Origin of the sequence: Pararhizobium antarcticum, from assembly GCF_001885585.1 — a bacterium.
Classification (GTDB): domain Bacteria; phylum Pseudomonadota; class Alphaproteobacteria; order Rhizobiales; family Rhizobiaceae; genus Pararhizobium; species Pararhizobium antarcticum.
The window spans coordinates 1-2,372 of the sequence record NZ_LSRP01000031.1 but is presented as its reverse complement, the minus strand read 5'-3'; the positions used below and the strand labels follow the sequence as shown (position 1 = coordinate 2,372).

At 57.5% G+C, this 2,372-nt stretch carries 1 protein-coding gene and 2 pseudogenes; 1 reads left to right on the top strand and 2 read right to left on the bottom strand.

Annotation, left to right across the window (positions count from 1 at the left end):
• Positions 1 to 555: 555 nt before the first annotated feature.
• Positions 556 to 810 (top strand): annotated as a pseudogene (locus AX760_RS26135) (transposase domain-containing protein); the annotation flags it as partial.
• Between the two features lie 66 nt (positions 811 to 876).
• Here AX760_RS26135 and AX760_RS03555 read toward each other — a convergent pair.
• Positions 877 to 1,617 (bottom strand): SDR family NAD(P)-dependent oxidoreductase, encoded by a 741-nt coding sequence (locus AX760_RS03555; RefSeq protein ID WP_071831522.1) that lies wholly within the window; start codon positions 1,615 to 1,617, stop codon positions 877 to 879.
• Positions 1,618 to 1,699: 82 nt separating this feature from the next.
• A pseudogene (locus AX760_RS03550) lies at positions 1,700 to 2,242 on the bottom strand (L,D-transpeptidase); the annotation flags it as partial.
• Positions 2,243 to 2,372: the final 130 nt, after the last annotated feature.

Sequence of the window (2,372 nt, the reverse complement as noted above, 5' to 3'; positions counted from 1 at the left end):
TGTTTGACCGTTCGTCTCTTCATGGGGCGCGTGTCCATTCGGAGTAATTTTCGAAGGCTCGCGCAATCGCTGAGCTTTTTTCGTTCCGTTCATTGGTGTTGACCTGAGCCGCCGGCGAGGATCGGGCTCGGGTTACGATTACTGCGCGATTTGACTTTGTTTGGTTTTGGCTCTGGAAACGCAAAAAGCCCCCTGAGGGGGCTTTTTTGGGACATTGGGATGTTTGGTTGCGGGGGCCTGATGGCGCGGAGACTTGTAAATCTTCTCTGTGCTCCCGATCGAACTTTGAGCTTGCCACTCATCGGTCAGTACGGAAATAATTTCCGCATGGTCCTTTCGTCCCATCTGCCCGCCTCTGGGTCGGATCGACATTCATCGTAGCCAGATCATCGCAGCGACGAGATGGACGAAGCCTTTGAAGTGAAAGGTTCTTCGGCCATAGCGTGCTGCGAAATGGCCGAAGTGCTTCATGCGGTTGAAGCAGCGCTCTATCCGGTTTCGGTATTTGTAGACGCGTTCATCATAGGGAATGATGATCTTGCGCGAACGGTTTGTGCAGCCAGCGCTTTCTTCGCCCGCACGATCGAGAAAAACGGTTGGCCCGAAAAGGTTGTCATAGACAAGAGCGGGGCCAACCTGGAAGGCTTGCAAAGCATTAACTGGTTGCTGTTGTTGCAGAAGGGCTTCAAATCCTTTCAGTCTGCGTCAGCGACACTGGATGGTGTCGAGGTGGCCCATATGATCCGAAAGCACCAATTTCCAGCGAACGGCCAATCGGCATTTCACCAATTCGCTGCACATGCTGCATAACTGCGTCCAGCAGTAGCCGTCTCCGCGACCTTGTCAAAAGTTTGCGACAAAACCGTTTGAGGTGGCCTACGCATTTGCGCCGCCGTCGACTGCAATGACCGCACCGTTGATCATGTTTGCCGCCGGGCCTGCGAGAAACGCGACCACATCGGCGATTTCATGCGGCTCCGCAAAACGTCCGATTGACGAGAGACTGCGCTGGAAATCCGCCGCCTCACCTTCTGCAGGATTTGCCTCTGTATCGGTCGATCCGGGCGAGACGAGGTTGACCGTAATACCTTGCGCGCCAAGTTCTCGCGACAAGCCACGTGTGAAAGAGAGCAACGCCGACTTCGACATGGCATAGGCCGTCACACCCGGAAAGGGAACGCGATCTGCGAGACCAGATCCGATGGAGATGATGCGGCCGCCTTTTGCCAGATGCGGTATCGCTGCCTGCGCAAAGGCGACCGGTCCGCGCACATTGACGTCCATCATCGCCTGGAATTTCACGAGATCGATATCCGCGATTGCCCCGTTCAGTGCGATGGCCGCACTGTTGACCAAAATATCGAGGCCACCGAGCGTTTCGACGGTCTTCGTGACGGCCCGCTTGATCGCGTCGGTATCGGCGCTGTCGGCCTGGACGGCCACGCCGCGGCGTCCCAGCGTCTCGATCGCGGTTATGACGCTGTTGGCGCGCTCGACCGAGTTCTGGTAGGTAATCGCGACATCTGCGCCATTTTTTGCCAATGCCAGTGCGATTGCGGCGCCGATGCCCCGCGATCCCCCGGTTACGAGAGCGCGCTTGCCCTTGAGGTCAATCATGTTTCATCCTTTTTGCGTCATGTCTGAGGAAGGCCCGCATTTCGAGGGCCGGGAACCTCGTCACCGTATCGTTCGGCGGTTTTCAAGCCGTGGGAACGAGGGGCATCTGATGCACGACAATCGGCGCATGGTAGGGAACGCGGTTGTAGAGATCGACGATGTCGTGGTTCAAAAGGCGCACGCAGCCTGAAGAGACCGCTTTGCCGATAGACTGCCATTCGGGACTGCCATGCAGCCGATAGAGCGTATCCTGCCCATTCTGGAAGATGTACAAGGCGCGTGCGCCGAGCGGATTTTGTATGCCGGGCCCCATGCCCCCGTTTGCAACCGAATATTGTTCGAGGTCCGGTCGGCGCGCGATCATCTCCGCCGGCGGTTTCCATCGCGGCCACGGTTGACGCCAGTGGATAATGCCCTGGCCCTGCCAGGCAAAACCGTCCCGACCGATGCCAACGCCATAGCGCATCGCAGTGCGGCCTGGCTCGACCAAGTAAAGGAACCTGCCAGGTGTATCCACCACCACCGTTCCGGCTGCTTCACCCGTCGGATCGACGACCCTCTGGCGATAAAACTTTGGATCGATGCTCCGGTAGGGGATAGCTGGCACCACGTGCCCAGCATCTTCAAATGAGAGCGGCGGTGCAAAAGTCGGCCACGGTAGCGGCGGAATAATCCAGCTGCGGGCGGAGTAAAATCCGGCCACCTATTTCCTTTCTGCAAATGACAGCAGGATGGACAGGGGATCTACACCGTGG